Here is an 11,969-nt window from a genome sequence, read left to right as displayed (position 1 = left end):
GCTAGATGGGCCGGTACCCGGCGCCGACGCCTCCGTGGGCATTGATCGTGTCCACGATGGAGGTCATGTTGGTGCCGAGTTCCGGCCCCAGGCACGGTACCCAGAGGTAGGCGTTGACCATCGCGACCAGCGTCGTGCCGACCGTGACCGGGGCTCCCGAATCACCGTGGTCGACGCAGATCTGAGTCCAGGTGGATGCGTCGGCGCTCAGGTCTCCCCAGACGACGCCGCAGGTCGTGCCCGTCGTACGGCCTTCCTTGCAGGCTGTAGCCGGGAAGCTGGCCGGAGCGCCGATCGAGGTGATGGTTGCCGCGCCCACCGTTCGAACTGGTGTGACCTTGCCCGGATCGAACTGGATGACCCCGTAGTCCAGGTCCGGGTTCGACTCGACGAACGTGCCGACCACGCCTGCGTCCTCGTTGCTTTCCGGGATCACGAACGATCCAGGACCACCGCAGTGACCTGCGGTGATACCCACGAGTCTGCCGCCGTTGTCGTGCCCGATAGTGGTCAACGTGCAGACCAGCTGATTGTCGATGATGATGCCCGAACCACCACCCATGGGCGTGGGTGCAGCAACCGCGTTGCTGCTGACGATGAACCCGAGTCCGAGTGCCAAGACCAACGCTGCCAGAGCCGAAACAATTCGCTGCAACATCACAATCTCTCCGCCGGTAATCTCCCCGCTGCAAAAAACGCATACCCCGGAAAGTGCGGACCTACGCAGCGTTTCTAGTCGGTAGCTCCGAGCGCTTCGAGCATCTTGCGTGCCTCCTCGAGCTGGCGACTCAACTCGTCGACTCGCGCTGCAGCCATGTCCCGTGCAGCGACGATGATGGACTCGACAGCTTCGATGGCGGTGGGCTCACCCAACTCGCGGACAGCTCGCTCGACTGCATCGGGTGCGACCGGAACTGCTTTGCCCGGACGCTTGGCGCCCTGTGTGACCGTCACGCTCCAGTCGTTGTCCGCGCCCGCATGGATGGTGACGCTGATGCCGGCCGGCAGTTTCTTCGCACGCTTGACGGCCGGACGAGGTGTCGCGGCAGGGGCAGCAGTGGTAGTCGGTACCGGAGCGGGTGCAGGCTGCGCACGCGGCTTCGGTCGAACAGGCTCTACGAGTGGCTCCATCAGGGGCTCGGACTCCACAACTGGTTTGGGCCGTGGCGCCGGTTTGGCCGGTGCCGCGGAGACGCGGTTGATGCGCAATTCCTCTGCCTCGAAAGGCAATTCGTCGTTCACGCCCTTGGGGCGAATCATCACGGTGTTGCCGTCCACCGACACGACTTTCGCCGAGGTACCGGCTTCGATCCCCAGGCTGGGAGTCGCCTCGCGCAGATAGACGGTGGCGCGCTTGCCTTCGGCGACAGCCGTGGCGAGCGCTGCCAGATTGTCCGCAGTGAGGTGATCCGGCGTTGATGCGGCAGCGCCGGAACGTCTACGGGGTGGCATGCGCAGGTCCTTTCAGAAGTATCTCGTGCATTTCAGTATCGACAGTGCTTTTCTCGGGGCAACTCTTGCACAAGCCACCGACGTGTTGACTCTCACCGCCCGCCTGGGCCCGAGGATCCGTAGGCGGTTCGGCCAATTCAGTACTGTTCTCGGGGCACCGCGTGGAAGATGGTGGACAGAAATTCGTTGCGGCAAGAAGGAGCACGGTGAGCAGTTCGGAGTCAGAGTGGATCGACGAGGTCACCGAACCCGCCCCTGCTGAATCTAACGCTGCTGAATCTCACGCTGCTGAGCCGATCGACGTCGATGCTCATCTGCTCAGCCGGATTCAAGCCGACATCGAGGAGTCCCTCCTCGGCGGACCGCGCTGCTTCACACAGTCGCAGATCGCGGAATTCGCCGGGGTGACACGCGAGCGCGCCGATCGTCTGTGGGTGGCGATGGGCTTTGCCGTCGACGAGGATCCCGACGCGGTCATGTTCACGCAGCAAGACGCCGACGCCCTCAAGACCATCACCGACATGGTCAATCGAGGCGTCATCTCGCAGAACAGTGAGGTGGCAGCTGCCCGTTCTCTCGGACAGTCGATGTCGAGGTTGGCGGAGTGGCAGGTATCGCTGATCAGCACACACATCATCGATCAGCTTGCGGACTCGGTGGATCACGAACCCGACGCCATCAGAAATGTCGTTCTGAGCCTCGGCGCCGAGATCATTCCCGCTGTCGAATCTCTGCAGACGTACGTATGGAAGCGTCACGTCGCGTCGTCGACGGGCCGCAACGTGGGAAACCCGGGCGAAGAAGTCGCGAGTCGTGTTCTGGTGGTGGGTTTCGCCGACATCGTCGGGTACACCTCGCTGACTCGCGGACTCGACTCCGCCGAACTCAACGATCTGCTCGAGCGGTTCGAGTCCGCGTCCACCGAAATCATCGGACGCAACTACGGCTGGGTGGTCAAGACCGTCGGTGACGAGGTCATGTTTGCCGCCGAGAGTCCTCATCACGCCGCCGAGATCGCCTTGCAGATCCAGCAGGCGGTCCTCGCCGATCACGACGATCCACAGCTTCGGGTAGGTCTGGCCATGGGTCCGACGTTGGTTCGCTTCGGAGATCTCTACGGTTCGGTGGTCAACAAGGCCGCGCGCCTGACCAGCTCCGCTCGCCCCGGCACCGTGCTGATCGACTCCGAGCTGGCCACCCAGCTCGGCTCGGACGCCAATTTCAAACTGCGACACCTTCGTCCGCGACGAGTGCGCGGCATCGACCGCCTCGAGCAGTACGTGCTACGACGCAATCTGGAGCCGTGAGCTGTCAGCTCGACACTCCGCGTGCAGCCAGAAAATCGTCCACGATCTGCTCACACGCGGCCTCCCCGAGAGGCGTCAGCGTGGCCAGCTTGGTGAGCACCAAAGGTCCGACCAACTGAGCAAGTGCGACGTCGTAGTCGTACTCCCCCAACGCTTCGATCGCATCCGGCGAGCGCAGGATCCGATCGAACGCGTGACGGTACTGCTCGAAGACCGTCTGGCGCAACGATCGCAATTCGGGCTTGTCCGTCGACAGCGCGTCGACGCTCGAGTAGCCCTTCAGCTCCGGCCCCAAGCCGAGCCAGCACATGGCCGTCACCTGGATCGGTGCGCTTTCGATGGCCTTGGCCTGACTGGTCAACAACTCGAGCAATTGCGCGCGGAGGTCACCTTCCCCGGACATCTCGGGCACCGGCGGTAAGAGGCGAGCAAATGCCGCGGCGAGTAACTCCGTGCCGCTGTCGAAATGCCGATACAGCGTCGCACGTGCGACGTTGGCCAATTTGGTGACGGCATCGATCGTCACCGCGTCCACGCCGCCTTCTGCCAGCAGCTTGGTCGCCGCGTCGAGCAACCTGGACCTGGAACGCTGTTTACGCGGATCCTCGTCGCTGACCTGCTTGTCGATTTCCTGCTTGTCGATTCCCGCCGTCACAACCTCAGTTATACCCACTTGGGGGTTGTGGAACTGCTGATCTTGTAACGATACTGATGGTCTTGTTTCTATCGGGAGGTTTCGTGAGTAGCGATACGACGCTCGAACAGTCCACGTGGACCATCCGACAGATCTGGATGCTGACGGTCGCGTGCTGCGCCGTCGCGCTGGTCGTCGCAGCGATGGCCGCTCTCAACACGGCCCTTCCCGACTTGGCCCGCGATACCGGTGCAACACAGAGCCAGCTCACGTGGATCGTGGACGGGTACACGCTCACGCTGGCTTGTCTCTTGTTGCCGGCGGGCGCACTCGGCGATCGATACGGTCGACGAGAACTGCTCATGTTCGGACTACTCGTTTTTGCTGCCGGCTCGTCGATTCCGGTCTTCGCGGACGAACCGTCGTGGATCATCGTCTCCCGCGTGATCTCCGGCGTCGGCGCCGCATTTGTCATGCCGGCGACGCTGTCTCTACTCACTGCAGGTTTCCCGCCGGCGCAGCGTGCCCGTGCCGTCGGAGTCTGGTCCGGCGTCGCAGGCTCCGGTGCAATCGCCGGACTCGTCGTCTCCGGGCTACTCCTCGAAAAATGGTCCTGGCATTCGATTTTCGTCAGCCTGGCCGTCGTCTCGGTCCTCATCCTCGTGGTGTCGTTCACGATCGTGACGTCGAAGGACACGGAGGCAACTCCACTCGATCTACCTGGTACAGCGCTGATCGCCGGCTCGATCGGACTGTTCGTCCTGGGGATGATCGAGGCGCCGGCCCGTGGTTGGCTCGATCCGGTAGTTCTCGCGTTGCTGGTCGGCGGAATTGCCATGGCCGCGGTATTCAGCTGGGTCGAATTACATACTCGCCATCCACTTCTGGACGTGAGGCTGTTCGCCAATCGCGCATTCGGCAGCGGCGCAGCGTCACTGACCCTGCAATTCCTGGCGACTTTCGGCTTGTTCTTCCTGATCGTGCAGTATCTCCAACTGGTGCTCGACTACTCCCCCCTGCAATCGGCGCTCGCCCTCATGCCGATCGCTGTGCCGGTGATGGCGCTGTCCGTGGTTGCGCCCCTACTGATTCCGCGTATCGGCCTTCGCGCTCTCACCGCCACCGGTGTTGCCTTCCTCGGAACCGGAATTGCGCTTTTGACGCGCTTGGACGCCAGTTCGACCTACGCCGAAGTCTGTGTCCCCTTGGTAGTCGCCGCTATCGGATTGGGCTTGTCGACAACCCCCGCCACTGCTGCCATCGTCTCCAACGCACCAGACTCCAAACAGGGTGTTGCCTCAGCAGTCAACGACGCAACCCGTGAGATCGGCTCTGCCATCGGCGTTGCACTGGCGGGAAGTATCCTCGCCGCCGGCTATGGCAATCACGTCCAGCCCGCGGTCGACTTGCTGCCCGAACCCGCCAAGGAACCGGTATCCGGTTCTCTGGCCGCCGCTCTCCATGTCGCCGAAGCAGCCGGGCCGCAGGGTGCCCAGTTGGCCGAATTCGCCCGTGAAGCCTTCATCAAAGGCATGGATCAAGGAGCACTCACGCTCGCCGCGATCATGTGGGTATCCGCGATCGTTCTGGGATTCTGGGCTCCGGGTCGTCAGCGAGACTGACCGCCTCGTCGGTATGCCGGGGCCTTGGTCGTCTGCTCCGATTGCAGAGTCTGCAGTAGGGGCATCGACCGGAGCGGCACCACAACCGAGAGAACCATGACGCTGGTCGACCGGGTGGCTATCCCCGACCGATTCAGTTCGAGCAGCGTCGCTTGTAAATCCTCGTGCGACGCAGCGGCAATCCGGCACAGCACGTCGCCGGAGCCTGTGGTGGCAAAGGCTTCGAGCACACCGGGGATTGCCTCGAGTTCCGCGGTGACGGTGTCGAGCGCCCCCTGGGCGATCTGCAAAGTCACGAATGCTTGTACTCCGAAACCCGCTGCAGCCAAATTGATGTGCGGCGCGTATCCGGCGATGACGCCCGCATCTTCCATCCTTTTCAATCTCGCCTGCACTGTCGCCCGCGCAACCTTGACCTGACGCGAAAGCTCCAACGCACCGGCTCTCGGGTGCTTGTTCATCGCGTCCAACAGAGCCAGATCCACTGCGTCGAGATTCACGTCTGCTCCACTCGTCGTTCAACTATGCAAATTGCCTACAAAACAGTGCCACCATCTTCGCATTCCGGCGCTGTGTCTACTTTCAACTACCTCCGTTGACTACCCAACCTCTGAAGGACTTATCTGTTTGTACTGGCAGTGCCGAACATAACTCGAGCACCGCGCTGTGTACATCGCACTCAGAGGGGACTCATCATGACCGTCGAACAGACTCTCACCGACGACGAACAGCTGGCCGGCCTGGATCTGGAGCAATTGCGCCAGTTGGTCGGCTTGGTCGAGTACGACAGCGATCACGATCCCTTCCCCGTGAGCGGTTGGGACGGCCTCGAATGGATCGTCGGAAATGCCACGCAGACTTCACATTTCTTCCAGTCCGCGTTCGGCATGGAATTGGTGGCCTATTCAGGCCCGTCGACGGGAAACCGCGACCACCACGCGTTTGTACTCAAAAGCGGGGCCGTGCGGTTTGTCGTCAAGGGCGCTGTGGATCCGGCAAGTCCGCTGATCGAACATCACAGCCGTCACGGCGACGGTATCCGCGACATCGCGCTCAGCGTCCCTGACGTGGACAAGTGCATCGCACACGCCATCACCCAAGGCGCGACGGTGTTGAGCGAACCGCACGACGTCACCGACGAGCACGGCACCGTTCGCCTGGCCAGCATCGCGACGTACGGCGAGACTCGGCACACCCTCGTCGACCGTTCCCGCTACACCGGCCCTTACCTTCCCGGATACGTCGAACGGACGTCGTCGTACCGCAAGCGTGACGGCGCGCCCAAGCGAATCTTTCAGGCCCTCGACCACGTCGTCGGCAATGTCGAACTCGGCAAGATGGACCAGTGGGTCGACTTCTACAACCGGGTCATGGGATTCACCAACATGGCCGAGTTCGTGGGCGGCGACATAGCCACCGACTACTCCGCGCTGATGAGCAAGGTCGTCTCGAGCGGCAATCACCGAGTCAAGTTCCCACTCAACGAACCTGCCATCGCGAAGAAGCGGTCACAGATCGACGAGTACCTCGAGTTCTACCAAGGTCCCGGCGCTCAGCATCTCGCACTTGCGACCAACGACATCCTCGGAGCAGTCGACGCTCTGGTCGACGAAGGAATCGAGTTTCTCTCCACTCCTGCTTCGTATTACGAGGATCCCGAACTGCGCGCGCGTATCGGAGAGGTTCGAGTTCCGATCGAGGAATTGCAGAAGCGAGGCATCCTCGTCGACCGCGACGAGGACGGCTATCTTCTTCAGATCTTCACCAAGCCGATCGGAGATCGTCCCACCGTGTTCTTCGAGATCATCGAACGCCACGGCTCACTGGGATTCGGACTGGGAAACTTCAAAGCCCTGTTCGAAGCGATCGAGCGTGAGCAGGCCGCGCGGGGCAACTTCTGAGGCAGGTCAGCTGTTTTCGGTCCACGCCCAGACCACCGCGGGTCGCCCGGTGGCACTGACCCGGACTCGTTCGTCCGTACGTTCCAGCCCTGGCAACGCTTTGAGCGTCCGGTTCAAGTTGCCCGGGTCCGGACGCACACCGGAAAGCTCCTCCGCCACGGCCAGCGCGTACGACGCCGGAAACGACGGACCCAGTAGTGCACGCGTGAAAGCCTGATCTCGCCACAACAGGGTGTCAGCAAGGATCGGGCGGGTATCGGCGACTATCCGATTGTGGTCGAACGCAAGGTCTCCCGGGTTGTCCCAGCTCACCCATTCGGCCGAACCCGGCACCTCGTCCGACGAGATCACTGCCCACATGGTCACCGAGAGCGTCGGACCGCGGGGGTCGCGATTGGGTTCGTCGAACACGGTCAATTGACCGCTGACGAGGATCTTCTCGTCGGGAATTCCGAGCTTGGTGGTCACGGCTCGCCTGGCGGCGTCCTGCAACCGCTCACCGGCGCCCAGCAGTACACCGGGCAGCGCCAACTGCCCGGTGTACGGCTCCGCCTGCCGCGGAGTGACGGCAAATCGCAACATCCCGGGTTCCGGATTGCCGAACCGGAGCGCGATGACATCGATCGAGACAAGTGACTGGTCCACACCGTCCATCATGCAGGCACTGGGCATCGCACCTGACGATCGACCCGGTCGGCACCGTTCGCGGTCAGCACTACCGGCGCACCCATTTCCTCGCTCAGATACCGGGCGAAATCCTCCGGGTCGGCCGGAAGTTCCTTGGGCACGACCCCTACGGCTTTCAGGGAATCTGTCAGCGCCTGCTGGTGATCGAGATCCTTCCACTCTCCGACGGGAACGAACGGCAATCCTTCGTACGCGTGCACCCCGTGGATCGGGATGCCTGCAGCCCGCGCGCGATCCATCGCGTCGAGATGAGTAAGCGCTAAGCCGTCGACGCCACCGCTCACCTCGATTGCGTAGTGCAACAACAACTCGTCGAAGTGACCCGTCCGGAATCCGCCTTGATACTCACCCGTCCCGTTGTGCAGCTCGGGCAACACCTTCGCCAGCTCCGGATCCTCCGTCGGGAACGGCCCAGCTCCGTGTCGTGTCATGTACGTGCGGGTGACGCCGAGTACGTAACTGTCCCGGCCCAACTCGTCGATCATCGCTCGCGCGTTGGACGGCTCGACCGTCGACCACGTGGTGTGTGGGTGAAACCCCCGCCATTCGTCGAGAAGGACACCTTGTGCCCCCTCGAACACCAGACGACCACCGGCACCCAACGCGCCCAGCGCATCCGGGTCGGAGATGTCCACGACGGCACCGAATTCCGCGTACATGTCGACCATGTCGTCGATCGGCGGAAAACCGTGGCGACTCTCCGCGATCAACGGTCCGTAGAATGTGGCCAACGCCGACAACTTACGACGCAAGGACTCAGGTCGCCGGCAGTCTCCCACCGTCGGCGCATCGGCAACTTCGAGCGCATACGCCGCGGTCTCACCGATCCCCTTGCCACACGAGCCGTGTCGGTTACCGCCGCGAGCATCCTCACGGGCCCTGTTGGCGGCCACGTGGATCGGCGTCGTCAACAGTGCGCGCGCGTCGATCCGTATCAGGTCGAACGGATTTCGAACTCCGAGCGCTTCCAGTGCACGCGCTTCCCGTGCGAGCGCGATGGGTTCGACCAACACGAATCTCGAGAGAAACGTCGGGACGCCGGACAGCGTTCCCGAGCCGAACTGCGAAAACGTGTGGTGGCGCTCGCCGACCGTCACGTTGTGCGCTGCCTGTGCCCCACCGTTGAAGCGGACCACTGCGGCCACATTCAGATCGGCTCGATCGGAGCAAAGCCAATCGACGGTTGCTCCCTTCCCTGCATCTCCGAACCCGAGGTCTACGACGACGATATCGCGGTCTTCGAACGGCTCCATCATGTTCTCCTTCTAGGCGAAATCGACATCGTCCGTGCCGGTTCCGAGATCGCGGGGCAACCCGGCCACCGTCGCGGTGCTGCGCCCTGGGATCAGGGCGAGAGCCTTGCCGACAGTCTCGGCTTCAGCTCTTGAACCGATGTCGCGGAGATCCGCCAGTCCGTCACGCAGGTCGATGCGGTCCTCGCCGATTCCGACCGTCAGCGCGATCAGTTCGCACACCGCGGCGGGATCGTCGAGTTTGACGAAACGTTCACCGAGCAACGTCTTCCAGTGATCCGCGATTTCCGGATCGTTGAAGTACGACGACTGATCGGGCAGAACGAAGTAGACATTCCATCTTTCTTCGAGTTCACGGTAGATCGACGGAACCGACACGTCCTGACGTACCTTGTCCCCGATCACCGAACGGATGTGACGAGCCGAGAGCCGCGGCTTGTTCAGCTCGTCACCGATGATGAAGAGGTAGCCTTTTCTTCCACGCTTCTCCCAGGCATCCGTACTGGTGTGGCGCGCCATGAAATACGCTGCCAATTCATAGCTTTCCGACTTCTGTCCACCACCGTTGCCCTCGAGGAAGATCGTCCGAAGCTGCTCGTCCATCGCGTTACCCGACTCGAACTGGCCGACTTGTAGTGGCACCTGATCGGAATCGGCGTCGCCGATACCACCGAACAGGATCTGCGGATCATCCGCATATCCCTTGCGTTGCAGCAGCCCGTGCAGCTTTCCGAGCTTGTCCTGCATGATTCGAGGAACGGCGCCCATCGAGCCGGTGACATCGAAAAGCACTGCTATCGGGAGAGAATCGGGGTGCCCGTCCGAGTCTCGGCATTCACGCTTGTCGACGCCGAAGGGGTCGAGGGTCGGGTCCGCTTTCCAACTGCTTCGCGGACGCGACCGAAGCGAATCGGTGTAACCGAAATCGTCGACACCGCGTGCGGCACGAAAAGTCTTGCCCGCCAAATAGGTATTGTCGTCCCAGTATCCGTAGCCCATGACAATCACTGTCCTTTCGTGGATGGAACGGCGAACGGACGAAATGTCCGCTGGCCATAGAGAAGATCGAGGAGTTCGTCGAACTCGCCAAGTAGGTCGACCGCGTCGGGACGCAATCTCGGGTTGTCCTGCATGCAGCCGTCGGCAAACGCCTTCATCCGTTCGTGGGCCTGCTCGCCCAGCATTCGGAGCATCAAATGATGAGCCATGTAGACGTCCCAGGCCGGAGACGCTCCTTCGCCGAGTTCCGTTGGGTACGAATCACGATCGGAACCGATCGTCGCCACCGGGCGGCTGCCCGTACGGGTGGCAAAGGACCAGCCGACCAGCACCACCCCGTGCCGATCAGGCTCGATCAGCACGTTCTCCGCGGTAATCGCCGTGTGCACCCAACCAGTCGCATGCGCTGCTGCCAGAGCCCGAAGTAGCCGTCGGTGCATCCACGCCCAGTCCCGTGGATCGAGGCCACCTGGATACGCCTCACGGACGTCGGCGAGACTCACAAAACCTTCGGTCAGATCGTCCAACACATCGATCTGACGTCTCGTGCCGCTGCCCACATGGGTGATTCGATCGATCAATCGCGGGAAGTACGAGACTGCCCAACCGGCTTCGCACGAATTCTCGATGTCCGTCAACACATTCCGTTCGGCCTCGATCATCGAGTTCGCCCGAGGGTTTCGCGGAATCTTCAGTACGACACCGGCATCGGACCGGTACAGGTTAGCGACCGAGCCGCGCGCTACCAGTCCACCCAACGTGTACTCGCCCCGCTCGCCGACATAAACGGGTCGAGAATCTGCCGGCTCGAACTCCGCTGCCCAACTGCGGTAAAGCTCGTTCAACCGAGATGTTGCGGCCGAGTATCGCACCCGATCTTCGGGCTTCGCCCGGTCCGGATGAATGGCGGAGGCGAGCCGATGAAAACGACGCTTCGCAGCGCGACGGGTGTCGAGATCGCTGGAGTCTCCCCCGAACACATCGGCCGAAACTCGTGCTGCCTCGACGATTTCAAGTGCCGTGCTGATCGTTTTCATGGTTTTAGTCTAACCGACTAAAACGAAGACGGCAAGAATGCGTATTCCATCCGAGTACATGCGCATCACATCAGGACACGGCAATCACCTGCCGGCACCGAGGGCCGAAACAGCTTTGCGTAGCTCGATCACTGCCGGACTGCTGTCGCCCTCACGGGTACACAGATCGATCGAACACTGCTCGATGTCGGAAATGCGCACGAAACTAATATCCGAGCGGGTGTAGTACTCGGCAATGGTTGCTGCCGTTATCACCACCGCCCGACCGTTGGCGACAACCTCGAGTGCTTCGTCCATCGTGCGGACCGAGGGACCGTACCGGACGGGTACACCACTCGGGCGCGGGTCCACCGACCACCATTTCACCCATTCGGATGGTGCGCCGTCACTCGAAACCTGCACAGTCCCATCTATTTCAGAAATTTCGATGCTCGCGCGACCCGCCAGTTGGTGCCCTCGAGGCAGAGCCACCACCCGCGGTTCGACGCCTATCCGTTCGAGCACCACACCGTCGAGCACCGGCAGTGGCGGTCGCACGAATGCCGCGTCGACGGTCGCGCTCGCCACCGCCGAAACCTGTTGGGACCAATCCAACTGGACGAGCTCCACCTCCGCATGCAACGAATCGATCACCGCACGCCCCAAACTCCCGGCAGCCCCGTTGATGAATCCGATCCGCAACCGCCTGGCCCGCCGACGCTCGAGTGCGTCGAGACCGTTCATCGCGCGAACGGCAAACTCGAGAGCGGGCCGCGCATCCGCGACGAACACCTCACCCGCGGCGGTGAGCACCACCGGATGCGAACTGCGATCGACCAACTCGACTCCCACCTGCTCCTCGAGTCGTCGAATCTGCTGACTGAGGGCGGGCGCGGTGACGAACAGCCGGTCTGCCGCTCGCCCGAAGTGCCCTTCCGCCACGACGACGAGCAACGAGGACACCAAACGCAGATTCAGATCTTCGCCTCTTCTCGCCTTCTTCATTACCGTCCATTCGGTTGTTTTCGACCCGCCGCTCGACTTAAAGTGACGACCATCACGGTACCTGAACAGCGGAGTTAAGCAAACTGGCAATTC

The 11,969-nt window shown here is 62.1% G+C and carries 12 protein-coding genes; 3 read left to right on the top strand and 9 right to left on the bottom strand.

What is annotated here, in order from left to right; translation table 11 throughout:
- Position 1 precedes the first annotated feature (1 nt).
- Positions 2-658 (bottom strand): S1 family peptidase, encoded by a 657-nt coding sequence (locus RE4_RS03505; protein ID WP_007732621.1) that lies wholly within the window; start codon positions 656-658, stop codon positions 2-4.
- 74 nt (positions 659-732) lie between these two features.
- A complete protein-coding gene (locus RE4_RS03500) occupies positions 733-1,452 on the bottom strand; it encodes a DUF6319 family protein (protein ID WP_003940205.1) in 720 nt (239 codons plus the stop codon).
- Between the two features lie 206 nt (positions 1,453-1,658).
- Here RE4_RS03500 and RE4_RS03495 point away from each other — a divergent pair, with 206 nt between their 5' ends.
- Complete coding sequence (locus RE4_RS03495) at positions 1,659-2,759, top strand: adenylate/guanylate cyclase domain-containing protein (protein ID WP_370671290.1); 1,101 nt, start codon at positions 1,659-1,661, stop codon at positions 2,757-2,759.
- 4 nt (positions 2,760-2,763) lie between these two features.
- On the opposite strand, the gene RE4_RS03490 is transcribed toward RE4_RS03495, so the two are convergent.
- On the bottom strand, positions 2,764-3,414 hold the full coding sequence (locus tag RE4_RS03490; RefSeq protein ID WP_019745284.1) for a TetR/AcrR family transcriptional regulator: 651 nt from the start codon (positions 3,412-3,414) through the stop codon (positions 2,764-2,766).
- A 56-nt stretch (positions 3,415-3,470) separates the two neighbouring features.
- Here RE4_RS03490 and RE4_RS03485 point away from each other — a divergent pair, with 56 nt between their 5' ends.
- On the top strand, positions 3,471-5,015 hold the full coding sequence (locus tag RE4_RS03485) for an MFS transporter (protein WP_060937991.1): 1,545 nt from the start codon (positions 3,471-3,473) through the stop codon (positions 5,013-5,015).
- Here RE4_RS03485 and RE4_RS03480 read toward each other — a convergent pair.
- Positions 5,003-5,515, bottom strand: a complete 513-nt coding sequence (locus RE4_RS03480) for an Lrp/AsnC family transcriptional regulator (RefSeq protein WP_003939810.1) — start codon at positions 5,513-5,515, stop codon at positions 5,003-5,005. The two genes, RE4_RS03485 and RE4_RS03480, sit on opposite strands and share 13 nt — an antisense overlap.
- A gap of 195 nt (positions 5,516-5,710) precedes the next feature.
- Here RE4_RS03480 and hppD point away from each other — a divergent pair, with 195 nt between their 5' ends.
- Entirely contained in the window at positions 5,711-6,916 is a 1,206-nt protein-coding gene (gene hppD / locus RE4_RS03475; RefSeq protein WP_007732631.1) for a 4-hydroxyphenylpyruvate dioxygenase, read from the top strand.
- 6 nt (positions 6,917-6,922) lie between these two features.
- Here the strand turns inward: hppD and RE4_RS03470 are convergent, their stop codons facing one another.
- The 5 genes from RE4_RS03470 to RE4_RS03450 form a co-directional block, all read right to left on the bottom strand.
- The gene (locus RE4_RS03470; protein WP_020909123.1) at positions 6,923-7,573 is read right to left on the bottom strand and encodes an NUDIX hydrolase; all 651 of its coding nucleotides are present in this window, start codon (positions 7,571-7,573) and stop codon (positions 6,923-6,925) included.
- Positions 7,570-8,859 carry an adenylosuccinate synthetase gene (locus RE4_RS03465; RefSeq protein ID WP_060937990.1) on the bottom strand — a complete coding sequence of 430 codons (1,290 nt, stop codon included), beginning with the start codon at positions 8,857-8,859 and terminating at the stop codon, positions 7,570-7,572. The genes RE4_RS03470 and RE4_RS03465 overlap by 4 nt, the downstream gene beginning before the upstream one ends.
- Positions 8,860-8,868: 9 nt before the next feature.
- Positions 8,869-9,855: a hypothetical protein gene (locus RE4_RS03460; RefSeq protein ID WP_020970783.1), complete on the bottom strand. Its 987-nt coding sequence runs from the start codon at positions 9,853-9,855 to the stop codon at positions 8,869-8,871.
- A 5-nt stretch (positions 9,856-9,860) separates the two neighbouring features.
- Positions 9,861-10,892 carry a hypothetical protein gene (locus tag RE4_RS03455; RefSeq protein ID WP_060937989.1) on the bottom strand — a complete coding sequence of 344 codons (1,032 nt, stop codon included), beginning with the start codon at positions 10,890-10,892 and terminating at the stop codon, positions 9,861-9,863.
- 84 nt (positions 10,893-10,976) lie between these two features.
- Positions 10,977-11,876 carry a LysR family transcriptional regulator gene (locus RE4_RS03450; protein WP_060937988.1) on the bottom strand — a complete coding sequence of 300 codons (900 nt, stop codon included), beginning with the start codon at positions 11,874-11,876 and terminating at the stop codon, positions 10,977-10,979.
- Positions 11,877-11,969 lie beyond the last annotated feature (93 nt).

Source organism: Rhodococcus erythropolis NBRC 15567 (genome assembly GCF_001552595.1).
In the GTDB taxonomy this organism is placed as follows: Bacteria; Actinomycetota; Actinomycetes; order Mycobacteriales; family Mycobacteriaceae; genus Rhodococcus_F; species Rhodococcus_F erythropolis.
This window is presented reverse-complemented; position numbering and strand designations above follow the sequence as displayed.

Bases quoted from the DNA above. Each gene is read 5' to 3' on its own strand.
- RE4_RS03465 (WP_060937990.1), bottom strand. From the start codon at position 8,859: ATGATGGAGCCGTTCGAAGACCGCGATATCGTCGTCGTAGACCTCGGG.
- RE4_RS03470 (WP_020909123.1), bottom strand. From the start codon at position 7,573: ATGATGGACGGTGTGGACCAGTCACTTGTCTCGATCGATGTCATCGCG.
- RE4_RS03505 (WP_007732621.1), bottom strand. From the start codon at position 658: ATGTTGCAGCGAATTGTTTCGGCTCTGGCAGCGTTGGTCTTGGCACTC.
- RE4_RS03455 (WP_060937989.1), bottom strand. From the start codon at position 10,892: ATGAAAACGATCAGCACGGCACTTGAAATCGTCGAGGCAGCACGAGTT.
- hppD (WP_007732631.1), top strand. From the start codon at position 5,711: ATGACCGTCGAACAGACTCTCACCGACGACGAACAGCTGGCCGGCCTG.
- RE4_RS03460 (WP_020970783.1), bottom strand. From the start codon at position 9,855: ATGGGCTACGGATACTGGGACGACAATACCTATTTGGCGGGCAAGACT.
- RE4_RS03450 (WP_060937988.1), bottom strand. From the start codon at position 11,876: ATGAAGAAGGCGAGAAGAGGCGAAGATCTGAATCTGCGTTTGGTGTCC.
- RE4_RS03500 (WP_003940205.1), bottom strand. From the start codon at position 1,452: ATGCCACCCCGTAGACGTTCCGGCGCTGCCGCATCAACGCCGGATCAC.
- RE4_RS03485 (WP_060937991.1), top strand. From the start codon at position 3,471: ATGGTCTTGTTTCTATCGGGAGGTTTCGTGAGTAGCGATACGACGCTC.